Source organism: Priestia sp. LL-8 (genome assembly GCF_036227845.1).
GTDB lineage: Bacteria > Bacillota > Bacilli > Bacillales > Bacillaceae_H > Priestia > Priestia zanthoxyli.
On the sequence record NZ_JAZAQH010000001.1, the window covers coordinates 3,056,650 to 3,081,630 of the forward strand.

27 protein-coding genes and 2 pseudogenes are annotated in these 24,981 nt (G+C 39.0%); 12 read left to right on the plus strand and 17 right to left on the minus strand.

The genetic code is table 11. The features are described 5' to 3' along the window. Positions 1-97 precede the first annotated feature (97 nt). The gene (locus tag U9R83_RS15545) at positions 98-1,720 is read left to right on the plus strand and encodes an APC family permease (RefSeq protein WP_182420942.1); all 1,623 of its coding nucleotides are present in this window, start codon (positions 98-100) and stop codon (positions 1,718-1,720) included. 30 nt (positions 1,721-1,750) lie between these two features. Here the strand turns inward: U9R83_RS15545 and U9R83_RS15550 are convergent, their stop codons facing one another. The 6 genes from U9R83_RS15550 to U9R83_RS15575 form a co-directional block, all read right to left on the minus strand. Beyond that, positions 1,751-2,170 carry an Rrf2 family transcriptional regulator gene (locus tag U9R83_RS15550; protein WP_115654299.1) on the minus strand — a complete coding sequence of 140 codons (420 nt, stop codon included), beginning with the start codon at positions 2,168-2,170 and terminating at the stop codon, positions 1,751-1,753. A 99-nt stretch (positions 2,171-2,269) separates the two neighbouring features. Then, positions 2,270-2,914, minus strand: a complete 645-nt coding sequence (locus tag U9R83_RS15555; RefSeq protein WP_243549503.1) for a hypothetical protein — start codon at positions 2,912-2,914, stop codon at positions 2,270-2,272. Between the two features lie 192 nt (positions 2,915-3,106). Beyond that, on the minus strand, positions 3,107-3,472 hold the full coding sequence (locus U9R83_RS15560; protein ID WP_025751140.1) for a hypothetical protein: 366 nt from the start codon (positions 3,470-3,472) through the stop codon (positions 3,107-3,109). Beyond that, entirely contained in the window at positions 3,469-3,774 is a 306-nt protein-coding gene (locus U9R83_RS15565) for an antibiotic biosynthesis monooxygenase family protein (RefSeq protein WP_209366965.1), read from the minus strand. The genes U9R83_RS15560 and U9R83_RS15565 overlap by 4 nt, the downstream gene beginning before the upstream one ends. Positions 3,775-3,938: 164 nt before the next feature. After that, entirely contained in the window at positions 3,939-5,171 is a 1,233-nt protein-coding gene (locus U9R83_RS15570; RefSeq protein WP_014459372.1) for an NAD(P)-dependent malic enzyme, read from the minus strand. A gap of 270 nt (positions 5,172-5,441) precedes the next feature. Beyond that, positions 5,442-6,236, minus strand: a complete 795-nt coding sequence (locus tag U9R83_RS15575; RefSeq protein WP_243549504.1) for an aminoglycoside N(3)-acetyltransferase — start codon at positions 6,234-6,236, stop codon at positions 5,442-5,444. Positions 6,237-6,553: 317 nt separating this feature from the next. Here U9R83_RS15575 and U9R83_RS15580 point away from each other — a divergent pair, with 317 nt between their 5' ends. Both U9R83_RS15580 and U9R83_RS15585 read left to right on the plus strand, forming a co-directional pair. Continuing rightward, the gene (locus U9R83_RS15580) at positions 6,554-7,558 is read left to right on the plus strand and encodes a DUF3231 family protein (protein ID WP_098113283.1); all 1,005 of its coding nucleotides are present in this window, start codon (positions 6,554-6,556) and stop codon (positions 7,556-7,558) included. 236 nt (positions 7,559-7,794) lie between these two features. Beyond that, complete coding sequence (locus U9R83_RS15585; protein WP_243549506.1) at positions 7,795-8,325, plus strand: GNAT family N-acetyltransferase; 531 nt, start codon at positions 7,795-7,797, stop codon at positions 8,323-8,325. A gap of 40 nt (positions 8,326-8,365) precedes the next feature. On the opposite strand, the gene U9R83_RS15590 is transcribed toward U9R83_RS15585, so the two are convergent. After that, a complete protein-coding gene (locus U9R83_RS15590; RefSeq protein WP_226555288.1) occupies positions 8,366-9,115 on the minus strand; it encodes an SDR family NAD(P)-dependent oxidoreductase in 750 nt (249 codons plus the stop codon). Between the two features lie 199 nt (positions 9,116-9,314). Here U9R83_RS15590 and U9R83_RS15595 point away from each other — a divergent pair, with 199 nt between their 5' ends. Next, entirely contained in the window at positions 9,315-9,581 is a 267-nt protein-coding gene (locus U9R83_RS15595) for a hypothetical protein (protein WP_098113282.1), read from the plus strand. Positions 9,582-9,629: 48 nt separating this feature from the next. Here the strand turns inward: U9R83_RS15595 and cysI are convergent, their stop codons facing one another. Both cysI and U9R83_RS15605 read right to left on the minus strand, forming a co-directional pair. Beyond that, complete coding sequence (gene cysI, locus U9R83_RS15600) at positions 9,630-11,351, minus strand: assimilatory sulfite reductase (NADPH) hemoprotein subunit (protein ID WP_014459366.1); 1,722 nt, start codon at positions 11,349-11,351, stop codon at positions 9,630-9,632. Between the two features lie 22 nt (positions 11,352-11,373). Beyond that, positions 11,374-13,182 carry an assimilatory sulfite reductase (NADPH) flavoprotein subunit gene (locus tag U9R83_RS15605; RefSeq protein ID WP_014459365.1) on the minus strand — a complete coding sequence of 603 codons (1,809 nt, stop codon included), beginning with the start codon at positions 13,180-13,182 and terminating at the stop codon, positions 11,374-11,376. A 617-nt stretch (positions 13,183-13,799) separates the two neighbouring features. Between U9R83_RS15605 and U9R83_RS15610 the strand changes: the two genes are divergently transcribed. Together U9R83_RS15610 and U9R83_RS15615 are read left to right on the plus strand one after the other, a co-directional pair. After that, a complete protein-coding gene (locus U9R83_RS15610; RefSeq protein WP_013083869.1) occupies positions 13,800-13,982 on the plus strand; it encodes a YolD-like family protein in 183 nt (60 codons plus the stop codon). Positions 13,983-14,007: 25 nt separating this feature from the next. Then, complete coding sequence (locus U9R83_RS15615) at positions 14,008-14,160, plus strand: hypothetical protein (RefSeq protein ID WP_013057796.1); 153 nt, start codon at positions 14,008-14,010, stop codon at positions 14,158-14,160. Between the two features lie 34 nt (positions 14,161-14,194). Here U9R83_RS15615 and U9R83_RS15620 read toward each other — a convergent pair whose 3' ends face one another. Then, positions 14,195-15,802: an MDR family MFS transporter gene (locus U9R83_RS15620; RefSeq protein WP_098113281.1), complete on the minus strand. Its 1,608-nt coding sequence runs from the start codon at positions 15,800-15,802 to the stop codon at positions 14,195-14,197. A 22-nt stretch (positions 15,803-15,824) separates the two neighbouring features. Continuing rightward, complete coding sequence (locus U9R83_RS15625) at positions 15,825-16,277, minus strand: MarR family winged helix-turn-helix transcriptional regulator (protein ID WP_013057798.1); 453 nt, start codon at positions 16,275-16,277, stop codon at positions 15,825-15,827. Between the two features lie 158 nt (positions 16,278-16,435). On the opposite strand from U9R83_RS15625, the pseudogene U9R83_RS15630 reads away from it, so the two are divergent. Beyond that, a pseudogene (locus U9R83_RS15630) lies at positions 16,436-17,186 on the plus strand (MerR family transcriptional regulator). Between the two features lie 153 nt (positions 17,187-17,339). Here the strand turns inward: U9R83_RS15630 and U9R83_RS15635 are convergent. From U9R83_RS15635 to U9R83_RS15650, 4 genes are all read right to left on the minus strand, one after another. Next, entirely contained in the window at positions 17,340-17,873 is a 534-nt protein-coding gene (locus U9R83_RS15635) for a GNAT family N-acetyltransferase (protein WP_014459361.1), read from the minus strand. 44 nt (positions 17,874-17,917) lie between these two features. Then, the gene (locus U9R83_RS15640) at positions 17,918-18,289 is read right to left on the minus strand and encodes a hypothetical protein (protein WP_014459360.1); all 372 of its coding nucleotides are present in this window, start codon (positions 18,287-18,289) and stop codon (positions 17,918-17,920) included. 42 nt (positions 18,290-18,331) lie between these two features. Then, positions 18,332-18,523, minus strand: a complete 192-nt coding sequence (locus tag U9R83_RS15645; protein ID WP_014459359.1) for a hypothetical protein — start codon at positions 18,521-18,523, stop codon at positions 18,332-18,334. A gap of 84 nt (positions 18,524-18,607) precedes the next feature. Continuing rightward, positions 18,608-18,880, minus strand: a complete 273-nt coding sequence (locus U9R83_RS15650) for a hypothetical protein (protein ID WP_243549507.1) — start codon at positions 18,878-18,880, stop codon at positions 18,608-18,610. Positions 18,881-19,100: 220 nt separating this feature from the next. Between U9R83_RS15650 and U9R83_RS15655 the strand changes: the two genes are divergently transcribed. Then, positions 19,101-19,334, plus strand: coding sequence for a hypothetical protein (locus tag U9R83_RS15655; RefSeq protein WP_014459357.1), 234 nt, complete (start codon positions 19,101-19,103; stop codon positions 19,332-19,334). A 15-nt stretch (positions 19,335-19,349) separates the two neighbouring features. After that, a complete protein-coding gene (locus tag U9R83_RS15660; RefSeq protein WP_115654309.1) occupies positions 19,350-20,459 on the plus strand; it encodes a GerAB/ArcD/ProY family transporter in 1,110 nt (369 codons plus the stop codon). Positions 20,460-20,607: 148 nt separating this feature from the next. On the opposite strand, the gene U9R83_RS15665 is transcribed toward U9R83_RS15660, so the two are convergent. Beyond that, entirely contained in the window at positions 20,608-21,324 is a 717-nt protein-coding gene (locus U9R83_RS15665) for a CPBP family intramembrane glutamic endopeptidase (protein WP_116738913.1), read from the minus strand. A gap of 219 nt (positions 21,325-21,543) precedes the next feature. Here U9R83_RS15665 and U9R83_RS15670 point away from each other — a divergent pair, with 219 nt between their 5' ends. After that, on the plus strand, positions 21,544-22,731 hold the full coding sequence (locus U9R83_RS15670; RefSeq protein ID WP_115654311.1) for a macrolide family glycosyltransferase: 1,188 nt from the start codon (positions 21,544-21,546) through the stop codon (positions 22,729-22,731). A gap of 295 nt (positions 22,732-23,026) precedes the next feature. Here U9R83_RS15670 and U9R83_RS15675 read toward each other — a convergent pair whose 3' ends face one another. Beyond that, the gene (locus U9R83_RS15675; protein WP_014459353.1) at positions 23,027-23,344 is read right to left on the minus strand and encodes a hypothetical protein; all 318 of its coding nucleotides are present in this window, start codon (positions 23,342-23,344) and stop codon (positions 23,027-23,029) included. A 206-nt stretch (positions 23,345-23,550) separates the two neighbouring features. Here U9R83_RS15675 and U9R83_RS15680 point away from each other — a divergent pair, with 206 nt between their 5' ends. Further along, positions 23,551-23,670: a DUF4023 domain-containing protein gene (locus U9R83_RS15680; protein ID WP_014459352.1), complete on the plus strand. Its 120-nt coding sequence runs from the start codon at positions 23,551-23,553 to the stop codon at positions 23,668-23,670. A 173-nt stretch (positions 23,671-23,843) separates the two neighbouring features. Next, positions 23,844-24,884, plus strand: a pseudogene (locus U9R83_RS15685) (alkene reductase); the annotation flags it as partial. Positions 24,885-24,981: the final 97 nt, after the last annotated feature.

Consider the following 24,981-nt stretch of genomic DNA (forward strand, 5'->3'; position numbering starts at 1 on the left):
TAACGACAAAAGTTGACAACCAAAGATTTCAGAATAATAATAATAAAGCAACAATGCTTAAATGAAGGACTTATTTTATATGAAAGGTGTTAGTCAGATGAACAATTTACATCGAAGAATGGGAACATTCGCATTAACCATGACGGGACTTGGATCAATTATTGGTTCCGGCTGGTTATTTGGAGCGTGGCGAGCAGCTCAAATTGCAGGACCGGCTGCTATTTTATCATGGGTCATTGGAATGGTCGTTATTTTATTTATTGCACTTTCTTACAGTGAATTAGGATCCATGTTTCCCGAAGCCGGCGGGATGGTCAAGTATACGCAGTACTCACACGGTTCGTTTATTGGTTTTATCGCTGCTTGGGCAAACTGGATTGCGATTGTATCCGTTATTCCAGTCGAAGCAGTAGCTTCTGTACAGTATATGAGTTCGTGGCCTTGGGAATGGGCCAAGTGGACAAGTGATCTCGTAGAAAAAGGAACGTTAACTGGCGAAGGATTAGCTATCGCTACTGTGCTATTAGTTGTTTACTTTTTACTGAATTATTGGACGGTTGGATTATTTTCTAAAGCCAACTCATTAATTACCATTTTTAAAATTGTTATACCTGGATTAACCATTGGTGCACTTTTATTTGTAGGCTTTCACGGCGAGAATTTCACTTCTGGAAGCAGCATTGCACCAAACGGCTGGGCAAGTGTGCTAACAGCTGTTGCTACGTCCGGGATTGTATTCGCTTTTAACGGTTTTCAAAGCCCCATTAATATGGCCGGGGAAGCAAAGAATCCTGGTAGATCTATTCCAATTGCAGTTGTAGGCTCCATTTTAGTGGCTACAGTCATCTATTTGCTTCTTCAAATTGCTTTTATCGGAGCAGTAAATCCTTCTGATATTGCAAAAGGATGGAGTCATTTAAACTTTAACTCTCCATTTGCTGATTTAGCGATTGCGCTTAACATTAACTGGCTTGTAATTGTATTGTATGCAGATGCGTTTGTTTCACCATCTGGAACAGGTATTACGTATACAGCTACTACTGCTCGAATGATTTATGGTATGGAACAAAACAAATATTTGCCGAGCGTTTTAGGACGCCTTCATCCGATTTATGGTGTTCCGCGTCAAGCCATGTTTTTTAACTTAGCTGTTGCTCTTATCTTTTTGTTTTTATTTCGGGGCTGGGGCGTACTTGCTGAAATTATTTCAGTCGCTACGCTTATCTCTTACATTACAGGTCCTGTTACGGTTATGACGCTAAGAAGGACTGGCAGCGATTTATATCGTCCCCTTCGTTTAAAAGGATTAAGCATCATTGCGCCGCTCGGATTTATTTTTGCTTCCTTAACGCTGTATTGGGCGCGCTGGCCGCTAACTGGACAAGTTTTGTTTATTATTTTAATCGGCCTTCCTATTTATTTTTATTATCAAGCAAAAGCTAAATGGAAAGGTTTTCGACAGAACTTCAAAGGCGGCGTATGGATGGTTGTATACTTACTTTGTATGATGACTATTTCCTGGCTTGGAAGCGAAAAGTTTGGCGGTCTTAATGTCATTAAATATGGATGGGATATGGGAATTATTGTTGTTGTTTCTCTTCTCTTCTACACATGGGCTTTAAAAAGCGGCTTCAAAACGGAGTATTTAGAAAATGGAAGAAAAGTAAATGATGGTTTAAAAGCAGCAGTGAATGAAACAGCAGCTTCTAAAGAGTCATAACAAAAGCACCTTGCTTATGCAAGGTGCTTTTTAGTGAGCAGTTCTAACTTTTTTCAGCACATCTTCGATCGTAATTTGATCTAAATGCCTGATTACGCTTTGCTCACTCTCTGTAAAAATGTCGTCCATCACTGTTTGAATGTTTGATTTCACAATACAGTCAGCGTCAGGATCGCCGCTGCACCAGTGTGGCTTCAGCGTTCCTGTCGATATAACTCGGTAAATCAGCCCAAGACTTATTTCAGCAGGGCTGCAGCTTAACCTGTAACCGCCGCCTAATCCTTCTTTCGTCCGAACCAAGTTGTTTTTTCTGAGTGTACTCATTATTTTCCGAACCCGTGCAGGATTGGTACAGATGTTATAAGCAATCGATTCACTGCTTGCTCGGTGATCTGGTAAATTTGCTAGGAACACTAAGCTGTGCACGGCAATGGTAAATTCACTGTTCATCTTCCATAAACCACCTTTTTTCTTTCTCTACTGTAACGTTAAGTGACACAGTTGGAAAAGTCAAGAGAGCAAGGAGGGAAAGAAGAACTGTAGCTTTATTTATTCACGGTCTTCTTTTTCTATACTTTCTACTTCATTAGCTGAGTTGATTTCAAGGTATACGATCTTTTCTTTTAAACTGCCTTTTTCTTCTTTTTCAAAGTCTGTGCTTTTTTGATACGTTTTTTTGCCGTTTGGAACTTTTACCGTTATATGTTTGTTACTTTCTTCTATAAAAACACCTACAATTTTACGTTCGTCTCCATCTTGTTCATACACGCCATTTTTATCTGCTTTTGCTTTTGGAGTTAATTCAATACTAGTTGCTTCTTGTTTAGCTGCATCAATTTCAGCTTCTACTTCTTTATTAATCATATCTTTTAGCTGTGAGCCTTCCACTTCCATCCCAGAGCTTTTTGGTACTTTAACGAGTTGATCATCGATATTCAGCGTCATTTCTTTTTCAGCGTCTTTTTTTAACGTACCGATCAAGTCAAAATCTTCATCTTTCCCCTTTTTAATGTTTGGGTCGCTCGAATACTGCTGTAGCTTGGTCAATTCTTGACGGTCTTCAATTGGCTTTTCTTCTGCTTTATGATTATCGGATTTTGTCTTATTCGCCGGTTCACCTGAACAAGCTGCCGCACTCCCAATCATACATAGAGTAATTAAGAACAGGATTCCTTTTGTTCGCTGTTTGTGCATATGTATTCTCCTTTTTCTTTTTTATTTCCACCTTTATACATATGTAAAACAAAAAAAGTGAGACATGACTACATACAGGAAACCTACGTTCACCCTACCAATAAAAAAATCCGAACAGGTTGAATTCGCTATCAAGAATCAAACCCGTTCGGATTTTCTTTTAACTAAAACACTTTTGTCCTAGCTTCTTTTTTAAAGCTGCTGTTGCTTCAGTATATGATTTGCTTCTTCTAAGTAAGTCACATACGCCTGTACTTGTTTGTCACCATAATTATCTAGTTCAAACAGCGCTTCTTGTATAAAATTAAAATTATCAATAATATGCTGTGTTTTCATGCCTCGGCTTGTGAGTAAATTGTTTAACCATAAGGCATAGTCCGTAAAAATTTGCAGGTTGTCTAACTTATATGTTGTCTCAAGATACTTCATATGGTAGTGATTATCTTCATGACATCTTTCTTTGCCGCGCTCTCCGAATTTTTCGAGTAAAGAAGGTTCTAACTCGTAGATTTTCTCCGTTACTCTTTCGACGATCTTATTAACGGGAAGTGAGCTCATCGTGCCACCACTTTGTACTGAGAAACTTTTGGGATGACGGCTGCCAGTTCTTGATCAGGGTACTTTTTCTCTAAATCATGAATACGCTTGAAATCTTCGCTTCGTACCCAGCTTAAATAATTCTCTTTTGTATCAAATGTAAGCTGAACGGTGAGCTCCCCTGCTCGCTTATCGTTTTGAAGAAGTAGAAAATCTACAAATCCTGGAGCCTCGTCGACTAATTTTGAACGATTTTTATAAATTCCAATCACTTCTTCAGCTTTTTCATCCGGTACATTAAATGTTGAAAATACGGTGTACATCTTTGTTCCTCCCTTTATGATACAAAACCTGGGTTCTTTTCTCTTTATTGTACATCATATAGGAGATGAAATGGTGTTACGTTTAGATTTCACTGCGGTTACAGCAAGTCTTTAACATAAAAAGCCCTTTGAAACAGCATTTCAAAGGGCTTTTTTATCCGTTATTAGTTTTCGATTTTTGTTAATTGTTCTGTATGTGTTTTTACACGTGCTGGATCAATTGTAATACGGGCAACGCCTGAATCCATTGCCGCTTTTGCTACAGACTCTGCTACAGCTGGCGCTACGCGAGGATCAAATGGTCCAGGAATAACGTAATCTGCGTTTAGCTCTTCTTCTGTAATAAGCGCTGCAATTGCTTCAACAGCAGCTTTTTTCATTTCTTCGTTAATGTGAGTAGCGCGAACGTCTAGAGCACCGCGGAAAATTCCAGGGAATGCAAGAACATTATTTACTTGGTTAGGGAAGTCTGAACGACCTGTTCCAATAACAGCAGCTCCTGCTTCTTTTGCAGCGTCCGGCTTGATTTCTGGATTAGGGTTTGCCATCGCAAAGATAATTGCATCTTCATTCATTGATTTAACCATCTCTTGAGATAATGCATCTGCTGCAGATACGCCGATAAATACATCTGCGCCTTTAATTACATCGCTTAGCGTACCGCTTTCTTTGTTTACATTCGTATAAGAAGCCACTTCGGCTTTTACTTTGTTCATACCTTGAGGGCGTCCTTCATAAATAGCACCTCTTGTATCACACATGATCATGTCACGTACGCCGTAAGAATAAAGAAGCTTTGTAATGGCAATGCCGGCAGCTCCTGCTCCGTTTAAGACGATTTTTAAGTCTTCCATTGATTTGTTAACAATTTTCAGTGCATTTACAAGTCCTGCTACCGTTACGATTGCTGTACCGTGCTGATCATCATGGAATACAGGAATATCTACTTCTTTTTTCAAGCGCTCTTCAATTTCAAAGCACTGTGGAGCTGCGATATCTTCTAAGTTAATGCCTCCGAATGTGTGAGCCATTAATTTCACAGTTTCAACAATTTTATCTGTATCTGTTGTATCAAGTGCAATTGGGAATGCGTCTACGCCTGCAAAGCTTTTAAATAAAATTGCTTTTCCTTCCATAACAGGAAGTGAAGCTGCAGGTCCGATGTTTCCAAGGCCAAGGACAGCCGTACCATTTGTCACAACGCCGACCATGTTTCCTTTCATTGTGTAATCATACACCGTTTCTGGATGTTCATGAATTTCTTTACAAGGTTCTGCTACTCCTGGAGAGTAAGCTAAGCTTAAATCTTGAGCGTTTTGAACTTCAACTTTTGATTTAACTTCTAACTTACCTTGTTTTTCTTGATGCATATGTAGTGCTTGATCACGTAGTGACATAATTGTATTCTCTCCTTTTTTTCTATACATTTAAATTTTTTAATGAATTTATTTAACACTTGCTTTTCATCTTCATAATTGTAAGACAACCTGACTGGATAAATTCACTGACAAGTGCCATTATGAAACAAGGAATATAAAAAGTAAACTATCTTGCTTAAACCACTGCTGCGCTTTGTTAATATAAAGTCTAGACGCGGCGGCGCCTCATGTTTGTCTCACTTTAAGTTGTCTGATATACAGACAACTTAGAAAACATACAACTGCTTACTATAGCGCTTTCAAATACGTTTCAGCGAAATCGACGGCTTTAGGCATTGAAAAGAAGTATGCACGTGCTGAACGGATTTTTTCAGCTTTTATTCCTTTTGCTTCAATAAATGCTTCACCTATCTCTTCAAACAGCTCTTCTCGGAACTCTAATTCTTTATACGTCCTCCATACTCGCTTTCCTGAATCCATAACTGGAGATCCTTTTTGAATCACGTTTCGATATGGAATCCGATATTCCGCTAGATGAAAAGAAGTATTATTCCCAAACCCGACACCTAATAATAAAACAAAGGCATGTTTTTTGTAAAGCCTTTCAAGAGGAGAATTTTCGCCTAAACTGAATTCAAGGGGATGATCTCTTAAGATATCTTCGCTGTCCTTTCCCCAAGCGGCGAATGAATACATTGGATGGCTGCTTCTTCTTACGCCAGGGTATGTTCGAAACGTTTCTACGATTTGTCCCATACCGCTTGTCGGTGTATGCACTGGATCATATGCAGGCATCGTTTCCCGAATATTTTCCCACCACTCTTTTGGCACAGCCGGATTGCTCCATTCTGATGGATCCGAAAGATCGACCGACTGTGATGGCATAACAATAGTTCCTTCCTCTGTCACTGTCTCCATTAAAGCTTGAACAACGGCTACTGAACCTCCGTTTACCCATCCTAATGAAGATAGTGAAGAATGAACCATGATAGTCATCCCTTGGGTTATGCCTAACCTGCGTAAATCTTCTTTTAACGTGTCTTTCGTTCTAGGGTGATCTGTTGCTTGGACAATGTGCTTCATCGTAAGCTCCTTACTTATAGTGCTGCTAGAATATTTTGCTGAACTCTAGCAATATATGTAAAACTTATGTTTCCATAATAGTAAGAATAACATCAATTGTCAAATTATTTAAAGTAATAGAAAAACTTAGTTTTATTCATATCAGTTATCATACAACTGACTTGTTAGTAAGTTTTATTTCCTTCAACTATCTTACTATAATAACGGCTGCTGAAGCTTTTCAATAAATTAAAAAGAAGAATATTCCTATAAATAAAAGAAATACTAATGAAGCTATACATATTTACTTATCACTATTTTCAGGAGGAATGTGTACAATGAGCACATCAAAACTTCCGCCGCTCACGTCCTCGGAGCTTGCTAACTTATGGATGACTTATCAAGAAAAAACGATGATTTTGAGGTTTCTAGAATATTTTCTGGAAGATAAACAAGATTACAAAGAACTTTTTGAGCTATATTATAGCCGATCTTTAAAAAGTGTAGCTCGAATTAAAGAAATATTTGAGAACGAAGGCGCTGTTATCCCAATTGGTTTTACGAAAGATGACGTGAACGTAGGAGTTCCTAAACTATATGACCACATGTTCGAAGTCATGTATATACGCTTAATGTCTCAAATTGAAACAGGACTGTTTGCTTTGCATTCGACCATGTCTTACCGAGAAGATGTCCGAAATTTCTTCGTAGAGGCAACAGCAGAAGCACAGGACATATACAATCAATCCACACAAGTATTGTTAGAAACGGGTGTCATCGCAAAACCCCCATACGTTTCTATGCCTAAGGAAGTCCATTTTGTCCATGAACAAAACTATATAGGCGGATTGAGCTGGCTTAGCGAAAAACGATCGCTGAATACCATTGAAGTGTCACTTATTCAACATGCTGTTGATACAAATCTTGTAGGAATGCAGCTGATGATTGGTTTTGCTCAAGTGGCCAACAACAAAGAGGCACAGCAGCATTTTGTCAGGGGTATGAAGCTTTCGAAGAAAATTGAAACAGAACTAGGTGATATTTTACGCCATAGCTACATAGAACCCCCGGCTACTCATGCCGGAAAAGCGACGAATTCAACCGTTCCTCCTTTTTCAGATAAGCTGATGATGTACAATACGAGTCTTTTGAGTACGTTCGGTCTGGGGAGTAATGCTTTAGGAGGAGCCTTTAGTTTAAGAAGTGATTTGCCATTAAAGATGCTCCAGCTTGCAAAAGACATTTACAGTTTGGCGAAAGAAGGCGGCAAAATTATGATTCAAAACGGATGGCTTGAAGAGCCTCCTCAAATTGAGGATCGCAATCAGTTAACTAAAAAATAGGTTCTTTCCTACAGAAAAGCTAGCTGCTCTACGTACAGCTAGCTCTTTTTGTTTTTTTAGTATACTGTTTTTAGTGCTAGTACGTAACGAATGTTTGCGTTATTTAGAAGCTGTTCCTGTCTTTTTCTTAGTCGTTTAGCTCATATTTCTACTTAATTTATAACAGAAAAATAAAATAAAAGGTATTTTCTCTGAGCTGACGAAATCTTTCTATATAAAATAGAAAGGAGAAAAATATGTTTCCTATTCTTCGTACACCTCGCACTACACTGCGTGAAATAACAGAAGCGGATGCAGATACTATTTTTGACTGCTTCTCTCAGAAAGAAGTTATTAGATATTACGGGCAAGAAAAATTCACAACTATTCAAGAAGCTCTGATTCTGATTGATATTTTTGCTGAAAATTACAGAAATCAAAAAGGCATGCGCTGGGGAATTGAACGGCTCGATACGGGGGAATTAATTGGGACAGTTGGATTTAATCAGTGGAACCAAAAGCATAAGCGTGCGGAAATTGGCTATGAGCTACACCCTCAGCACTGGAGTCACGGCTATGCTTCGGAAGCTGCTTCGGCTGTTATGGCTTATGGATTTGATACCCTTCAGCTAGTGCGGATCGGAGCTGTTGTGTTTCTTGAAAACAAAGCATCACAGCATGTGCTTGAAAAGCTCGGTTTTCAAAAAGAAGGAGTGTTAAAAAACTATATGTATCAAAACGGAAAAGCTCACAATACGTTTGTTTATAGTTCCCTACCTACTACATAATAAAAAAGGATTCTTTTCTTAAAAAGAATCCTTTTTCCTTTTATTTAAATGCCGCATACCCATCATCAGCCATGATGACGCTGCCGTTTACAGCTCCCGCTTCTTCTAAGGAAAGCAAATAAACCATATCTGCAATTTGTTTAGGTGTAGTGAGCTCCCTGCTCATCGTTTTAGCTTTCATTCTTTCAATCATACCGTTGTCTTTATAGCCTTGAATAATGGGCGTATCAACAAATCCTGGCGCAACGGCGACGACGCGAATACCGTATTTAGCGAGATCTAGCGCAGCTGATTTCGTCATCATGACAACAGCTCCTTTCGTTGCGTGATAGGCATAGGTACCGGGTGAGGCTAAGAAGCTAAAAATAGATGCCGTATTGATAATAACGCCTTTTATACCTAGCTCTCTCATTTTCCTGCCCGCTGCCATAATGCCATATGTAACGCCGTGCTGATTGACATTAATAATACGGTGATATTCTTCTAAGTCTTGATCTAAAACAGATGTAGGGCGTCCGATACCTGCATTGTTAAACATCACATCAATTCGTCCAAATTTGTTCACCGTTTTCTCAATCAGTGCTTCTACTTCTTCGAACTTTGTGACGTCCGTTTTCACAAACAAAGCGCTGCCTCCAGCTTCTTCAATTTGTTGAAGCGTCTCTTTTCCTTTTTCTTCATCGTAATCAGCAATGACCACCGCGTCTCCTTTTTGCGCAAACTTTAACGCAGTCTCTTTGCCAATTCCACTTGCTCCCCCTGTAATAACCGCTACTCGTTTTTGCTGCATGTTTCTCCCTCCTTGATGAAAATTCCTTTCTTTTACATTATAGCATTCTTTTTTTCTACCAGCCGTTTCTATTAATCACCTCATTGCTATGAAATTAGTCAAGTTAGGCATAGTTGAATGCCTTTTTTACTAAAAATCAGCATGTGTACAAGCAGTCTGTCATTTTTTGCATTTACTATAGGGTAAGGAGGTGATGGCTATGCATGAACACACAGGCAATGTATCTATTCCCCGTCCTCCGGATGTGGTAACAATTCTTTGGGAGCGAAATCCTTTGGATAGACAAGCTCCTCGTACTATCGTGGAAGCAACAGTGATTGGCAGCGCAAATCCTTGTGGACGCTTATTAGCTCCAGATCAGCGCTATCGTACTGCAGCACATTGTTTACTTGATAACGGCTTTGAACAAATTACCGCGGAAAGATTAGGGGTATTTGGAGTAGCTGTATTTGTTAGAGAGTACTAAAATAAAAAAGGGACTTTTCTGTAAGTTAGAAAAGTCCCTTCATACGTATTATGCGTGGAAATTTGTACCGTCTGTTACAGCTTCGATTACTCCGGCGCGGATGACAAAGTCACCAAAGTGCTCGCCTTCTTCTCTTTCTTTTGCATAGCGAGGAAGCAAGACGCGCAGTTCATTTAAAATTTCTTCTTCACTGATATTTTCACGATACATTTTGCTTAAGCGGCTGCCATCAAATGCTGCTCCAAGATACATATTGTATTTGCCCGGTGCTTTACCAATAAAAGCAATTTCACCTAAAGCAGGACGTGCACAGCCGTTAGGACAGCCCGTCATACGAATCGTGATTTCTTTATCACGAAGACCGTTTTCATCTACAATTGCTTCAATTTTCTCAAGAAGAACTGGAAGGTAACGCTCAGCTTCTGCCATCGCAAGCCCGCAAGTTGGAAGCGATACGCAAGCTAATGAGCTGCGGCGAAGAGCCGAATAATGCTTGCCGTCAGTTAATCCGTATTGTTCAATCAAGTCACTAATTTGCTTTTTCTTTTGAGTTGATACGTTCGCGATAATTAAATTTTGATTGGCCGTTAAGCGGAAATCACCGCTATGAACTTTTGCAATTTCACGAAGACCCGTCATAAGCTTATAGTCTTCAAAGTCAGCAATACGTCCACCTTGAACAAAAAGAGTAAAGTGCCATTTTCCTTTTACACCTTTTTCCCAGCCGTAGCGGTCTCCGTTATGATCAAAGTGATAAGATTTTGCTTCGTCTAAGCTCCAGCCCAGACGGTTTGCAAGCTCTTCTTTTACCGTTTCTAACCCAAGACGATCAACCGTGTATTTAAAACGCGCGTTTTTACGCACAGAGCGGTTTCCGTAATCACGTTGAATCGTAATGACTTTTTCCGCTACTTCTAGAATTTGATCAGGTCTACAGAACCCAATCACTTTTGCAAGCTGAGGGTACGTTGCTTTATCTCCGTGCGTCATACCCATACCGCCGCCGATTGCTACGTTAAATCCAACAAGTTTCTCGTCTTCTAAAATGGCAATGAAGCCAAGGTCTTGTGAATACACGTCAATATCGTTAGACGGTGGAACAGCTACGCCAATTTTGAACTTTCTTGGCAAATAGAGCGGACCATACATTGGTTCCACTTCTTCTTCCACTTCCGGTGTGCTGATCACTTTCTCTTCATCTAGCCATAGTTCGTGGTACGCTCTTGTACGAGGCAATAAGTAATCACTTAATTTTTTTGACCATTCGAATACTTCAGCGTGTACTTCTGACTGATATGGATTCGGATTGCACATTACGTTACGGTTTACATCTCCGCAAGCTGCAATTGTGTCCAATAAAGATGCATGAATTTCTTGAATCGTTTTCTTCATGTTCCACTTTAAAATCCCGTGCATTTGGAATGCCTGACGAGTTGTCAGCTTTAGCGTTCCATTTCCGTATTTTTGCGCTAAATCATCCATCACTAGCCACTGTTCTGGTGTGGAAACACCGCCTGGCGTACGAACGCGAAGCATGAATTGGTAAGCTGGCTCTAGCTTTTGTTTTTGACGTTCATTACGAAGATCTCGATCATCTTGTAAGTAGCTTCCGTGGAACTTCATCAAACGATTATCGTCTTCGGAAATACCTGAGCTGATGCGGTCTAGCATTGTTTCTCCTAATGTACCGCGTAAATAATTACTTTCTTCTTTTATGCGCTCAACGTCACTTGGAGGACCTTCGGGCGCTTTTAAAGTTTTGTTTACCATGTTGAAAATCTCCTTTCAATCCTCAGTATACATCACGCTGATAACGTTTTTGTTTCTTCATTTCCGCAAGGTAACCTTCCGCTTGTTCACGGCTCATCTTGCCTTCTGTTTCAACAATTTCAACTAGCGTGTTGTGCACGTCGCGTGCCATATTTGTCTTATCTCCGCACACATAAAAAGATGCGCCTTCTTCTAACCATTGGAATAACTCTTTACTATGTTCGAGCATACGGTTTTGTACGTATACTTTTTCTTCAGTATCGCGTGAAAACGCCACGTCCATTTTTGTCAGTACGCCATCTTTTAACCACTTTTGCCATTCTGTTTGGTAAAGGAAGTCTGTTACGAAGTGCTGATCACCAAAGAACATCCATGACTTGCCTTTTGCTCCTGTTTCTTCACGCTCTTGCATAAATGAGCGGAACGGAGCCACACCTGTACCAGGTCCTACCATAATAATAGGAGTTTCTTGATCTTGAGGAAGCTTAAAGTTTTTATTGCTTTGAAGGTATACAGGAATCGTATCGCCTGGCTGCAAGCGTTCTGAACATAGGACTGAACAAACACCTTTACGCTCGCGTCCATGCGCTTCGTAGCGTACCGCTCCGATTGTTAGATGAACTTCATCAGGGTTTGCTGATAAGCTGCTTGCAATCGAGTAAAGGCGCGCTGGCATTTTACGTAAAATGGCTACAAACTCTTGTGCCGATACGTTCCATGGGCCGAAGTCACGAACTAAGTCAATCACATCACGGCCTTGTGTGTATGCTTTTAATTCCTCGCGATTTTCTACAAGCGCTTTTAACTTATCGTTTCCAGTGAGCTCAGCTGCTTGCTTTAAAAGCGGTTTTGTTAACACGGTAATTTCAAAATTAGAGATTAGCGCTTCTCTAAGAGGACGCGTTTCTCCTTCTTTATTAACCGTTACACTTTCACTTGCATCCCACTTGAATTCGTTAAGAAGAAGATCAACAAGCTCCGGGTCATTTTCAGGATAAATACCTAAACTGTCTCCTGGTTCAAATGTCAAACCTGAACCTTCTAAAGATAGTTCTAAGTGTCGCGTTTCTTTATTTGATCCGCGGCCATTTAAGTTTAAGTTCTCAAGCACTTCTGCTTTAAAAGGATTTGTTCTTGAATATGGTGAAGTTCCTGCAGGAGCTTCCGCTGGAACAGCTGCTGAAGCGCTGTGTCCTTTCGCTTCGCTCAATCCGTCAATAACACCTTTAAGCCATTTATTTGCGGGCTCTTCAAAATCTAAATCACAGTCAACGCGCGGATACAGTCTTTCACCGCCAAGTTCTGCTAAGCGCACATCAAATTCTTTTCCTGTTTGACAGAAAAATTCGTATGAGCTGTCTCCAAGCGACAAGACAGAAAAACGGAAATTCTCAAGCTTTGGCGCTCGACGGCCGTGAAGAAATTCATGGAAAGATAGCGCATTATCAGGCGGCTCTCCTTCTCCATGTGTACTTACGACAATCAATAAATTTTCAAGTTTCTTCAAATTATTTGGTTTGAAATCATTCATAGAAGATACAGTTACATTAAAACCTTTTGCTTCAAGCGTTTTGCCTGTATTTTCAGCAAGTCCTTGAGCATTTCCTGTTTGTGATCCGTAAAGAATCGTTACGTCTTTTGAAATCGTCTGCTCCGCTTGAGCAGGCGCTGCTGTAGAAACGTCTGGCGTTCCTTCGGCAGACGTAGATTGAGCTGCTGTTAAATAACCGCTCAACCACATTTTTTGTGCTTCTGTTAATGTCGGCAGAAGGCGATTAAGCAAATCTGCTTGTTCTTGATTAAAAGGGCTGTTTACTACCTTAAGTTGCAACACTGTCCACCTCACCAAAATATATAATTTAAATATGTATGCTTTTACGAATCATCTTCAACAACATTTAATACCTGTGTCTAATTAATCAATGATGTTTCCCTTCATACATTATTATTCCTATAGATTATATCAAATTTAATTATATAAATCATTAGAAAATTCTTATCAAATTCGTCTACCTGCATTTTATCGAAGAAGAATAAATTAGTAAAATACATATAATTGATAACTAGTATTAAGATAATTAATAATTGAATCTGTATTTACGTTTTTTATAAACGAAGTTCCTTCCATATTTGTTCATTCTACATCCTTCACACGAATATGAATATTTTGTAATTTTTAGAGAAGTTTTGTAGAAACGGTTTTCTTTCTCATCAGAATGTTACATAATAAATGTAACATTAATCCTTTTAAAAAACACTATATGTAAAAGACAGTATATTCTGAAATTTAGGACAGTTTATAGGTGAGCTAGCAACCTTTTATTCGATTGATTCATACACATTGAAGAATATAAAGGGAAGCTTGCAGTACATACAATTCCCTTTTGCTCATCTCAAATGAAAGGACTGGCTTTTAAATCAGGTAATCTTTTTAAGGAGGCTTCTTGAATGTTTTTACGAGAATTAACGAAAAGTGGGACGATAACTGTTTCTTACTATAAAGATGGAACGTTGCAAACGTGCAAAGGCCGCGTGCACAACTTAAATCTCCATCAGCAAATTCTATCCGTAAAAGACGAAAATGAAGCCGTTGTTTCCCTTTTGCTTTCTGATATTAAATCTATTCATTAGTATGTAAAATTAAGGAGGAATTACTATGTGGAAAGATAATAAGCAAGCGCTTACAGATTTTGTGTCGGAAGATAGGTTTGAACTGAACTTATATTTAACGTATTTGCTTGATCAAATTTCGTATGACACGTCTAAACAATCCCCTTTTCTTCGTAAGCCTAATGAAACAACTAGTTGATATAGAAAAAAGCGCACAAATTTGTGCGCTTTTTTTAATGTGATGGCTCTACTTCAACAATGCCTTCTTCTGGTTTTTCTTCGGCTTTTTTATTTGAAAGCTTGATCTGCCTTAAGAACAATGTACATACCGCTCCTAAAATAATAAAAGCTAAGCCCATGAAAAAGACGCTGTGCAATGCGCTCATTAGCGAGGTCTTCAAAATTGGCACAATGCTGTCTGAAAGCGCAGCTGGAATACTCTTTAGCGCCTCAGGGCTAAACAGCATCTGCAGCACACTTTCAGGATTCGTATCAATCGCTTTTTTAAACCCGTCCGCAAAAGCACTTGCTTGAGCAGGCAATGTGTTTAAATATGGAACGAGTTTGTCAGTAAGAAGCGTACCTGATTTTGCATTCATTACTGCTCCTAAAATCGTAATACCGAACGTTCCTCCAATTGAACGGAAAAATTGACTTGATGATGTAACCACACCGAGCTCTTCTTTTGAAAAGCTTTCTTGAAGAGCAAGTGTTAAAATTGGCATCACAAGACCCATTCCTAAGCCGATTATGGCCATATAAGAAGTGGCAACAAGCTTGCTAGTATGAAGGTCTAATGTTGTTAACAAGAAGAACCCTCCTGCCATAATGAGCATACCCGTTACAATTTGAGGCTTAATTCCGACTTTATAGACGAGCTGTCCTCCAATAATACTTGTTACAATCATTGAAATCATCATCGGTGTCATAATCGTACCTGATTCCGAGGCGCTGACTCCAACGATTCCTTGCATAAAGAACGGAACAAACGTAATGGCTCCGAACATGCCAATGCTCATAAAAAAGCCAATGATATTTAAAAGCGTAAACGTTCGGTTCTTAAATAAATACATCGGAAGAATCGGCTCTTTCGCTTTCGTTTCCACAATAATAAAGCTGATGATCCCAACAACAGCAAGTGTAAATAGACTAACAATTTGCCAAGAGTTCCAGTCGTAGTCTTTCCCTCCAAAGCTCAGGGCCAGAAGCAAGCTCACTACTCCGATAACCATTGTGAACATACCGGCTACATCGAATTTTACAGGTCCCGTATGTTTCTTTCCTTGAAGTCCCAGTGCAATAAAAACGGTAGCGAGTATCCCTACCGGCAAGTTGATGTAAAATACCCATTTCCAGTTCAGTGAATCAACAATCCATCCGCCAATTTGTGGACCGATGACAGAAGCAAGACCATAAATTCCTCCAAATACTCCTTGAAACTTTGCTCGTGCTTTTCCGGTAAATAAATCACCAATTACAATCATTGCCATTGGCATCATAACGCCGCCGCCAATTCCTTGTAATGCACGGAATAAAATAAGCTCTGTCATGTTATTTGCCATTCCACATAAAGCAGAAGCAACCATAAAAATAATAAGTCCTGTCACATAAATTACTCTGCGTCCTACTAAATCAGCGAGCTTCCCTGCAATCGGAACAACCGTTGTGGACGTTAATAAATAGGCTGTTGTCAGCCATGTCATCATGCTTAACCCGCCAAGGTCTCCTACGATTCTTGGCATAGCCGTTCCGACAATGGTTCCATCAAGTGCAGAAAAGAACATCGCAATAATTAAGCCAATTAATAAAAGCGTGCGCTTTGAATTTTTTTGATTTTCCATCGTGTGTCTCTCCTCTTTTTTGTTACTGCTGCTTATCTTTATAAGAAGCAGCTGATGTTGCAAGCTTTTTCGTAATAGAAGCCATCATGGAAAGCTCTTCTTCTGTTAAATGCAAAAGGTAGCGGTCCATAATGGCTTTTCGACCATTCAGCACATCTTCAAGCTTGCGATGCCCAAATTCTGTTAAGGTAATATCAACGACTCGTCTGTCCTCTTTATTATGTTCTCTTACAACAAAATTGTGCTGTTCAAGACGATCCACTAAAAGAGTAACGGCGCTCGGTTTTACATCCATTAGCTCTGCAATTTGAGAAACCTTACTGCTCCCTACTTTCTTTAAATAAGAAAGAACAAATAGTTGCGTAGGAGTCATCTCATGCTCATTTAGGCTCTCCATCATTTCGGGCTGCATTTTTTCAAATAGCACTTGAAGCGATGAACGAATCTCTCCAAGATACTGATTGCTTTTTGTCACATCTATTCCTCCAGGCTTGCTTATTTATTTCACGTTATAAATAGTTAATGCTAATTAAATATAAATACATATAAACTAAAAGTCAATTATTTCTTTTTTAGTATTGACCCTTACGCTGCGTTATATTTTATAGTAGATTTCAGAAGGGAGATGAAAGAATGAACAGAAAAGTAAAAGAAGTGGCTGACTTAGTAGGAATCAGCGTCCGCACGCTGCATCACTATGATGAAATCGGGCTATTAAAACCTGATGCCGTTAGCGAATCCGGCTACCGGCTTTATTCACCGGCTAATCTCGATATGCTTCAGCAAATATTATTTTTTAAAGAACTTGGCTTCCCTTTAAAACAAATTCACGAGATTATAACAGACCCGACGTTTAATCGCACAGAAGCATTGATACTGCAAAAAAAACATGTTGATTGAAAAACGCAGTCGGCTCGATCAAATGATTGTAACCATTAATAAAACGATTCAATATGAAAAAGGAGCGATTGAAATGAACGAAAAAGAGCGGTTTAACGGACTGGATTTTTCGCATAACCCGTACGAAGAAGAAGCACGGAAGCGCTGGGGAAACCAGCGGGTAGATGAAGCGAATGAAAAAGTACAAAGGTTTTCACAAGAAGAGCAGCAGCACATGTCAAACGAATGGGAAAGTATCTACACTCACTTAGCTTCCCTTCGTGATCTGTCACCATCATCTACAGAAGCTCAAAAAGCTATTGCGACATGGTATCAATTTTTAAATGAGAACTTTGGAACGTATTCGTTAGAGGCTTTTAAAGGTCTTGGAGAAATGTATGTGCAAGATGAGCGATTTACAACCAACATTGACCGCTATGGAAAAGGATTAGCGAAATTTATGAACGAGGCGATGAGTGTATTTGCTGATGCTAAAAAACAATAAGCAAAAAAGATTTAGGCATAGCTAAACCATTCCAATCAACTTCTAGAAGGAATTAAATAGATTAAGCCCCTATTCACCATACCAATAAAAAGATCCGAACGATTCATCGTTCGGACCTTCCTTTAACGAAACTACTTTTGTTCCAGCCTCTTTTCATAAATGAAGCCCCATAAGCATTGTATTATAGTACACGCCATTTATATAGGTGTCTTTTTCTTTTAACCCTTCTGTTTGAAAACCTAGCTGCTTGTATAAAGCAACAGCTCTTTGATTATCTTCCCGCGTCACCAGTTCAATTTTTTTTGTTTGTTTATTCGTACGTGCCCATTCAATCAGCTCAATCATGAGCTGTCTGCCTAATCCTAGCCCGCTATAAGCGTTCTCTACCACGATACCAAGGGTGCCCACATGCTTATTACGCGGGTTTTGAGACGAGGTGATGGATGCAATACTAATGATTTCCTCTTCTTTTTCAGCCACAACTATAAGAGAATTGTGCTCTCGTTTTACAGAAGCTAAAAATACTTCATACTCTGAAACAGGTCTAAGAAACTCCCCTTCTCCAAATGAAAGAAAATCACTTTCTCCGCCTACCCGGTTGTAAAAAGCAATCATTTTCTTTGCGTCTTTTGGCTCTGCTCCTCGAATAGTGACGCCTATTCCGTTCTTTAATATACGTAAACTCATATATCTATCTTCCTTTTAGTTAATCTGGTTTGCCTAGCTTAATTCTAGCGCTGTTTTTCTCTCCACTGATCTAACCACATGCGATTTCCTAAAGCCGTAAAATCATTTTCGTCGGCGTAGCGTTCGATGACGGAAAGCGCGTTGTCCTCAAGCATTGGTGAATAGCTCATAATTTCTAAAATATGATGTGCAGCCCATAGGTCGATTCGATAAGTAGGATTTGTCAGCAGTGTTGAAAATTCAAATAGCATGCCTGGATAATATAAATGAATGAGCTGCGCAATTTTTTTCATATCTTCTGCAGCTCGATTGCCTTTTTTTACAGACTTTTTATTTCGATAATCGATTTCATAATGAAGTTTGGCGCTTTTTTGATAAAGATCAACTAGCGTTTCATACGTACGGTGTTTCCGCATTTCTCATCTTCCTTTGCTTCTAGATTTCCTCGTTTGAAGATGCTATAGTTCATTTTTAGGTTTCATATATTCAAATAAATGCAGCAAAAATATAATACTTCCGCCAATACACATCACAAAACTTAACGTAGCAGGATACTGAATAAAGAAACCGACAACACCAAAAATCAGCATAGCAAGCGCTCCTATCATCATAAACAGATGATAAGCCGGTGTATTTTCTTCATTATTCATACATAACTCCTTTTCACTATTTTTTAAGTTATTAAAAAGATATGACACTTCTTTTGGACTATGATCTTTTATTTTGCTGCAGCTTTATTTCTTTAGCTTAGCACGAAGTAACGTGAGAAGGCCTCCTCCAAACATAACGCCGCCCACAATTTGATACAGGTGTATGTAGCTCTTTACCGTTTCAAGATACAGATCTGTGTCTACATTCCCTTTACTTTCTAGCCATTTTTGGCCCATGGTCTGACCCGTTGCGACGCTTTTTAACAAAACGACCAGGCCTCCGAGCATGACAACAGCGGCGATAATAAGCTGCACCTTTTCTTTATCATCTAGCATTTTTTTGAGCTCATCTGCCATATATATCTCTCCCATCCTTACCTTGTTATGTATCTACTTGTTTGTAATCATGCTGTTTTTTCTATTATAACGCTCAACTTGGTCATTATAACACGGTTTTGCCCTGCCTTTAGTCTCACTTTTCATAAATGAAGCCTTTTTGGTTCATACTATCTTTGAAACACAAACGTCTTTAACATCCCTTCATTATTTTTGAAGGGTTACTAATTGAGGTTGATACATGCTTATATTTTTAGGGATTTTTTTACTTTGTGCATCTGTTTGTTTAGTAGAAATACCTTATTTAAAAAAAGTGAACAATAAAAAAGAAAAGCGAATTTTTTGGAGTTTGTTCACAGTAAGTATTTTGATTGTTAGTTTAAAATACGGCGGTGTGGAGATCCCCAACCCCGGAGACGGCATTGCTTTTTTATTAAAACCTTTTAGTGATTTTTTGTTCAGTCTGCTGAAGTAAAAGGAAGTGAACAACGTGCATAGTCAGATGAAATTATCCGCAGCACAGTTTCGAATACTCGTTATTTTTTATAGCTTAGGCGACACTATTTTAGTCGTGCCTGGAAGCTTAACGGCTGATTCTAAACAAGAGGCATGGATTCCAGCTATTTTAGGCGTAGTTGTAGGCGTTTTACTTGTATGGATGTATATCAAACTCTCTAGCCTTTATCCGAATAAAACTCTTATAGAACTAAACGAAGCCATTTTAGGCAAGTGGCTAGGAAAGTTTGTCTCTCTTTTATTTGTCGCTTCTACTCTTCTTTTTTGCAGTCAAGTTTTGTTTTACGTGGGCTCATTTCTAACAACTCGAATTATTATTCAAACGCCTATGCTTGCTGTTCATATTTTGTTTATGGGAATTGTGATTGTCGGTGTTCGGCTTGGCATTGAAACGATTGCCCGCTGTGCTGAAATTCTCTTTCCTTGGTTTGTTATTCCGTTTTTAATCTTAGTTTTTTCGATCTTCCCTCAAATTCATTATGAGAATTTGCAGCCTTTGTTAGAGGTGGGCGTTAAGCCTATTATCAGATCTATTCTGGTCTTTACAAGTATTACTTCTCTCACCTTTATTGTATTGCTAACCGTTTTCCCTGCTCACGTAGCGGAACCTGATCAGCGAAACCGCGCTTTTTTTACAGGAAGCTTAATCGGCGGAGGCATTATGATTATTATTTTATTACTTGGCATTCTTGTACTTGGAAATACGTATACACGTATCGCTTTATATCCAAGCTATGAGCTTGCAAGGCGGATCGAAGTTGCGGATTTTCTAAAAAACATTGAAGTAATCATGGCCATTATGTGGTTTTTATCTCTTTATTTCAAAACGTCTCTCTACTATTATGCGACCGTTTCCGGACTCGCTCAAATTCTTGAATTAAAAAACTACCGAATTTTAACTCTTCCACTAGGCATTATTGCCGTTACATTTTCACTTATCGTGTATCCAAGCATTCCCTATGAACAAACGTGGGACAGAGATACGTGGATTCCGTACAGTCTGTTATTTGGACTATTTTACCCTCTTGGATTATTAATAGTCGGGAAAATCCGCGTAAAGCATTCGGCGTCTTTATCGAAATAAAAAGAAATTGAGACATAACAAAATCCATCCTATCAACAGCTAGAAAAAGCTACATACACGAAACTTAGGTACATCCTATCAATAAAAAAATCCGAACGATTCATCGTTCGGATCTTCCCTCAACGAAACTACTTTGTTTCAGCCTCTTTTAAAAGAACACGGTTATACTCACTAATCCATTCCACAGCATATGCAGGATCATAGATGGGAAAATAGATTTTGTTCGATAATAAATAATGGCAAAGACAAGTCCCATGACGGTAGCTGTAATCGGAAAGCCAATATGTAAAAGACCGAATACAAGAGCGGAAACGAAAATGCCCACAAGCACGTGGTGGCGTTTGGTTAAGAAACCACATAAAACACCTCTATAAAGCAGTTCTTCTTTAATAGGCGTGATAACTGCTACACTTATAAAAAATATCCAGCTTGAAAGCAGCGTTTCATTAAAACTGCCTTGATTTAAATCTTTTTGCTGCTGATCTGCGCTTTCTACGTTTAAAAATGAAAGCATCACGTACTGCACCGCGGCTACAATTAAAAAGCCTGCCACAATATATACATACGTTTTTCTTTCTTTTAATACTGAGAAGTTCCACATAGGCTTTAAAAATCTGCGCACAGGTCTATAAAGCACCGCAACTCCTAGAAAAAACGCTGCGTCTACGAGCAGAGCATAGGGTCCTTCTAATAAAATCCCTGTCATATTCGAACCCGTAACTTCATCGTAAATAGCTACTCCAATTCCGGCTATGATTTGCAGTCCAAAGCCCAACACGATAAATAGAAGCAATGTGAAGTAAGTAAACTCTTTTTTCTTTTTAGGCTTTAAAACTGGTTCTGAATTTGTTGATAACGTACTCAAAATAGCAACCTCCAAAAATGATTCTTTCTCTCTAGTGCTCTCAAAATTCTATCATAAACTCAGTTTAATTATGTTATTTTTTAGGAAAAAAGTTATATTTTTTCACATTTTATACACAAAGGTAGGGCTTCAAAAAATAAATGCGCTAACCAAATTAGTTGTCAACTTCCTTATATTTGATTACGCTTGAAGAAATCTTACCGAAAGTGAAGTGAAAAAATGGCAAACATTTTAATGATCAACTTTCCCGCTGAAGGTCACGTAAACCCAACACTTGGAATGGTAAAAGCTTTTTCAGACCGAGGTGATACCGTTCATTACATTACGGCCGAGCGATTTAAAGAGCGCCTTGAAAACGCCGGGGCTATCGTACACATTCACCCAGACTTATTAAGCGGTGTATCCATCAAGCCTGAAACTCCTCAAGGAATCAACGCTTTTCTAAACATCCACATCCAAACTTCTTTAGATACGCTGAAGCTTGTTCATACATTATCAAAAAAAATTGAATTTGATTTTGTGTTCTACGACAAGTTTGGAGCAGGCGAATTAGTGCGTGATTATTTGCGGATTCCCGGCATTGTCTCATCTGCTTCTTTTTTAATGCCAAAAGAACGCTTAGCAATGATGCCTCTTCATCCTGATTCAGGCGTTCCATTTAAGCCGGATGAACAAGCTCAGTACGGGCTCAGCTTGCTTAAAAATCAGTTTGGCGTAGAACCTAAAAATCTGCTTCAATTTATGAACAATGAAGGCGAATTAACGGTCGTGTACACAAGCCGCTTTTTCCAGCCTCTTCATGAACATTTTGATGACTCATGTTTATTTATTGGGCCAAGCTTTCCAAAGCGTCACAGCTCTCATGATTTTCCGTTAGAAAAACTAAAAGACGAAAAAGTTCTTTATATTTCAATGGGAACGGTACTTCATGATGTAGAAGGCTTTTTCAACCTGTGCATCGACGCATTTAGCGACTTTGATGGAAAAGTTGTGATTGCCGCGGGCGATCGAGCTGATTTTAAAAAAATTAAAAAAGCCCCGGAGCATTTTATTATTTCGTCTTATGTTCCCCAGCTTGACGTGTTAAAAGAAGCTGATGTTTTTGTCACGCACGGAGGCATGAACAGCGTAAATGAAGCTATTCATTTTAACGTACCGCTGGTCGTTTTACCTCATGGCAAAGACCAGCCTCTCGTTGCTCAAAGGCTCGTGGAACTAAACGCCGGATATCGCTTAGCAAAAGAAACGGTAAATGCTTCTCTTTTAAGAAATGCCGTTGACGAAGTTGTCAGTGAAGATTCCTATAAAAAAGGAATTAAAGAAATTAACGCAAGTTTCCAAGAGGCATCTGGCCCGGCTGCAGCAGCCGAGCAAATTATCAATCACGTAGTGAAGCAGCATTCATAAAGAAAAGGTGCACTGATGTGCACCTTTTTCTCATAAAAAAACCCATGTACAAACGGTATATACGCCAATGATTAGTATACTCATTTTACTAAGCGTACAATGAACGATAGTTAATTTTTGAAAGAGCATGGTCATGAACAAAGACCTCCTACTCCTTTAAAAGAGAAAAAGCTGAAGAATAGAGGCGTTTCTTAAGCTTTATATACAATATACCCTGCTTTTTCATCTTCTTGTATGTTCAAAAGTAAGAGACCTATAGTTTGCGAAAGCATGTTAACAAAGCTATTCAAAAAAATTATGAATACAAATCCATATGACTGAAATAATCAAAAATATGACGTAAATCTGTAATCTTTATGCTATGAGTGCTATAAGCAACGATTATTTCAGCCAGCATAAGAACGAATAAAATGGCCAATAGCACTTTAACAAGCGGAAATTGTCGGAACTGAGGAGAAAAAAGCAGCTTACTGACTGTATACAAAAACAGCAGGATAAAGTAAATCATCATGGCATTTGTTGCCTGAAGGGGAACATTCCACACAAATATGTACACGCTGAATGTCAAAATTAAAATAAACGACATTTCTTTCCCGCTAAAAAAATCACTCATTGCGTAACACCTTTTCTTGTTCATGAATGAATAAGAAGTTATAAACTCACGAAACATTAACGTTATTTTTACAACAGTATACACGATTTTCCTATTAATTTCTATATACGGATGCATATACGGAGTGGCTTTTAGCGGATTGGGGTCATGTTTTTGAGTGCAATGGGTTATAGTAACAGGGAAAGCTCATAAAGGAGGTTTGAATAATGGAAAAAACAAATGAATTTGTTCAAAAGCTGAACGATAATCAAGAAAAGCAGCTTAAAAATAAGCAGGGTCAAGCTACTGGCCACCCTGAGAAAAAACTTCCTAACAAACAGCATTAATGTTGTAAAAGTTGGCTGTAAAGACAGCCGGCTTTTTTTGTGGACATTTTTCGGAAGTCGAAATGTTTGAAGATAAAACAAATCCCCTGTTACAATAAACTGAACCCGCTGCAAAAACGTTCGCAGCTACACTTTCCTCTTAAGGAGCTGAATATAAAATGAGTAAATTTGAAAAATTATTCGAACCAACAAACATTGAAGCATTTGATTTACAAACTCGTACAGCAATGGCACCGATGACAAGATGCTTTGCTGATCCAGAGACAGGCGTAGTCGGTCAGGACGTTGTAGACTACTACCGCCGCCGCGCAAAGGATGGTATTGGCTTAATTATTAGTGAAGGAATTGTTATCAGCGAACGCGCAAAAGGAAATCCTGGCGTTCCGGGTATCTATACACAGGAACAAATTGATTCATGGAAGCCTGTAACGGAAGCTGTTCATGAAGAAGGCGGCACGATTATTGCTCAAATTTGGCACGTTGGCCGCTTGAGTCATCCTGAGTTAATCAATGGACATAAACCTCAGGCACCTTCTGCTATTGCAGCACAAGGTCAAGTGCCTCGTTTCCGCAAGCCCTACGAAGAGCCTGAAGAAATGTCAAAAGAAGATATTAAAGAAGTTGTAGGACAGTACGCTCAAGCAGCTAAAAATGCCATTGAAGCAGGCTTTGACGGCGTTGAAATTCACGGTGCTCACGGATATTTAATCGATCAGTTTAATTCAGACTGGTCTAACAAACGCACGGATGAATACGGAGGCGACCTTGCACAGCGATTAACGTTTATGAAAGAAGTGATTTCTGCTGTTATTGACGCCATTGGAAAAGAGCGCGCTGTGATTCGCTTCTCTCCTCATAAGCTTGATAAACCAGACTATCGCTGGGATGATACTGAAAAAGCCATTCAAACGTATACAGAAGCATTTAAAGAAACAGGAATTGAGATTATTCACCCGTCTATGCTTGATTTTTACGAAGATGTCCAAAACGGCCAAAACCTTTATGAAATTACGCGTAAGTACTGGGACGGACCGATTATCGGAGTGGGTGATTTAACGCCTGAATCAGCTGAAAAAGCGCTGCAAGCCGGCTGGATTGACGTAGCTGCTATTGGCCGCCCGCTTATTTCAAATCCTGATTATTTACAGCGTATTAAAAACGATGATGCTCTTGTCGAATACGATGCTAAAAAACATTTACCAGAGCTTATCTAAAAAAAGCTGAAACAAAAATATTTTAGCTCAAATGAAAAACGAACCACTGATCAGCATGTTTAATCAGTGGTTCGTTTTTTTGTTATGGTGAATGTAG

Bases quoted from the DNA above. Each gene is read 5' to 3' on its own strand.
- U9R83_RS15550 (WP_115654299.1), bottom strand. From the start codon at position 2,170: ATGAACAGTGAATTTACCATTGCCGTGCACAGCTTAGTGTTCCTAGCA.
- U9R83_RS15680 (WP_014459352.1), top strand. From the start codon at position 23,551: ATGGAAAAAACAAATGAATTTGTTCAAAAGCTGAACGATAATCAAGAA.
- U9R83_RS15675 (WP_014459353.1), bottom strand. From the start codon at position 23,344: ATGAGTGATTTTTTTAGCGGGAAAGAAATGTCGTTTATTTTAATTTTG.
- U9R83_RS15610 (WP_013083869.1), top strand. From the start codon at position 13,800: ATGTTTTTACGAGAATTAACGAAAAGTGGGACGATAACTGTTTCTTAC.
- U9R83_RS15640 (WP_014459360.1), bottom strand. From the start codon at position 18,289: ATGCGGAAACACCGTACGTATGAAACGCTAGTTGATCTTTATCAAAAA.
- U9R83_RS15580 (WP_098113283.1), top strand. From the start codon at position 6,554: ATGAGCACATCAAAACTTCCGCCGCTCACGTCCTCGGAGCTTGCTAAC.
- U9R83_RS15555 (WP_243549503.1), bottom strand. From the start codon at position 2,914: ATGCACAAACAGCGAACAAAAGGAATCCTGTTCTTAATTACTCTATGT.
- U9R83_RS15670 (WP_115654311.1), top strand. From the start codon at position 21,544: ATGGCAAACATTTTAATGATCAACTTTCCCGCTGAAGGTCACGTAAAC.
- U9R83_RS15590 (WP_226555288.1), bottom strand. From the start codon at position 9,115: ATGCAGCAAAAACGAGTAGCGGTTATTACAGGGGGAGCAAGTGGAATT.
- U9R83_RS15615 (WP_013057796.1), top strand. From the start codon at position 14,008: ATGTGGAAAGATAATAAGCAAGCGCTTACAGATTTTGTGTCGGAAGAT.
- U9R83_RS15565 (WP_209366965.1), bottom strand. From the start codon at position 3,774: ATGTACACCGTATTTTCAACATTTAATGTACCGGATGAAAAAGCTGAA.
- U9R83_RS15620 (WP_098113281.1), bottom strand. From the start codon at position 15,802: ATGGAAAATCAAAAAAATTCAAAGCGCACGCTTTTATTAATTGGCTTA.
- U9R83_RS15570 (WP_014459372.1), bottom strand. From the start codon at position 5,171: ATGTCACTACGTGATCAAGCACTACATATGCATCAAGAAAAACAAGGT.
- U9R83_RS15545 (WP_182420942.1), top strand. From the start codon at position 98: ATGAACAATTTACATCGAAGAATGGGAACATTCGCATTAACCATGACG.
- cysI (WP_014459366.1), bottom strand. From the start codon at position 11,351: ATGGTAAACAAAACTTTAAAAGCGCCCGAAGGTCCTCCAAGTGACGTT.
- U9R83_RS15575 (WP_243549504.1), bottom strand. From the start codon at position 6,236: ATGAAGCACATTGTCCAAGCAACAGATCACCCTAGAACGAAAGACACG.
- U9R83_RS15560 (WP_025751140.1), bottom strand. From the start codon at position 3,472: ATGAGCTCACTTCCCGTTAATAAGATCGTCGAAAGAGTAACGGAGAAA.
- U9R83_RS15655 (WP_014459357.1), top strand. From the start codon at position 19,101: ATGCTTATATTTTTAGGGATTTTTTTACTTTGTGCATCTGTTTGTTTA.
- U9R83_RS15595 (WP_098113282.1), top strand. From the start codon at position 9,315: ATGCATGAACACACAGGCAATGTATCTATTCCCCGTCCTCCGGATGTG.
- U9R83_RS15635 (WP_014459361.1), bottom strand. From the start codon at position 17,873: ATGAGTTTACGTATATTAAAGAACGGAATAGGCGTCACTATTCGAGGA.
- U9R83_RS15645 (WP_014459359.1), bottom strand. From the start codon at position 18,523: ATGAATAATGAAGAAAATACACCGGCTTATCATCTGTTTATGATGATA.
- U9R83_RS15585 (WP_243549506.1), top strand. From the start codon at position 7,795: ATGTTTCCTATTCTTCGTACACCTCGCACTACACTGCGTGAAATAACA.
- U9R83_RS15650 (WP_243549507.1), bottom strand. From the start codon at position 18,880: ATGGCAGATGAGCTCAAAAAAATGCTAGATGATAAAGAAAAGGTGCAG.